The organism is Nocardia sp. NPDC059228, from assembly GCF_042754245.1.
In the GTDB taxonomy this organism is placed as follows: Bacteria; Actinomycetota; Actinomycetes; order Mycobacteriales; family Mycobacteriaceae; genus Nocardia.
On sequence record NZ_JBHZAL010000136.1, the window covers coordinates 1 to 1226 of the forward strand.

1 protein-coding gene and 1 pseudogene are annotated in these 1226 nt (G+C 69.2%); both read right to left on the reverse strand.

All coding sequences use genetic code 11. From position 1 onward, the window contains the following. The coding region (locus tag ACFXKA_RS42995) for a hypothetical protein (RefSeq protein WP_379431910.1) at positions 1 to 706 on the reverse strand (706 nt) is incomplete at its 3' end. Beyond that, positions 696 to 1226: pseudogene (locus ACFXKA_RS43000) on the reverse strand (ABC transporter ATP-binding protein); the annotation flags it as partial. The pseudogene ACFXKA_RS43000 and the gene ACFXKA_RS42995, both read right to left, overlap by 11 nt.

A 1226-nucleotide genomic window follows, 5' to 3' on the forward strand; every position in this document is an offset into this window, starting at 1 on the left:
GGAAGAGGCCGATCCACTGGACGGCGCCGTCCGAACCGGTCCCGTAGGCGCTCGCCTGGACGGTGGAGACGGCGCCGTAGGTGATGGTCAGCGTGGCGATCACGGCGGCGACGCCGAAACCGCGGCGCGGGGTGAGGGCGGCCATCACCAGGCCGAGTCCGCCGAAGAGCAGTGACAGCAGCGCCACGGAGACGAGTCCCTGGCCGAAGCCCTTGGTCTGGTCGACGAAGTCCATCTTGGCGAGCAGCGAGCCGATGTAGAGGATCAGGAGCGGCGCGGCGGTCAGGACGAAGAGGGCGGAGGCCATGGCGCCGTACTTGGCGACGACGTAGTCGACGCGCTCGATGGGGCGTGAGAAGTACAGCGGCACCGTCTTGAACCGGAGGTCGCGGGAGACGGCCTGGGGTGCCTGGGCGGCCAGGAAGAGCGCGATGACGGCCTGGAGGAAGATCGCGTACTGCGTGTAGGGCACCGGCAGGGACTTGAGGTCCGTGGCGACGGCGACAGCGACCATGATCGCCGCCGGCAGACAGATCACGGCGAACAGGATCATCGGCAGGATCTTGGACTTGCCGGAGCGGCCGAGTCCGTAGGAGCCGCGCAGGGACTGCGAGAAGAGGGAGCGGCGGGCGTAGGCGCGGCCGAGCCTGGGGCCGTCGTAGTTGCGGTAGCCGATGTTGTGGATCTGGGTGAGGTCAGTGCTCATCGCTGCCGCCTCCCTTCTGAAGTGCGAGTTCCGCGGTGCCCGTGCCCGCCGGTACGGCCTGCGCGCCGGCGGCCGCCGACGCGGCGTCCTTCGCGCGGAAGACCTCGGCGATGTGGTGGCGGCGCTGTTCCATCCGTACGAGGCCGAGACCGAGTTCGGCGACGGTGTCGCGAACGACGTCGTACGTCTCCTCGCCCGTGGCCTCGATCAGCAGGATGTGGCCGGCGCCCGGCAGCCCGTCCTCCTCGCCCACCTGGAGCGAGAGTCCGGCCGCGGTGAGCGCCTCGCGCAGGGCGCGGGTGCCGTCGTGGTGGGTGTCGGTGTCGGTGACCTCGACGGCGAGCGTCGCCGTGTTCTGTGTGAAGTCACTGGTGGAGCTGGAGCGCAGCAGTTTGCCGCCGTCGATGACGACGACGTGGTCACAGGTGCGTTCGAGCTCGCCGAGGAGGTGTGAGGTCACGAGGACGGAGATGCCGAACTCCGTGTACTCGCGGCGGATCAGATTGAGCATCTCGTCGCG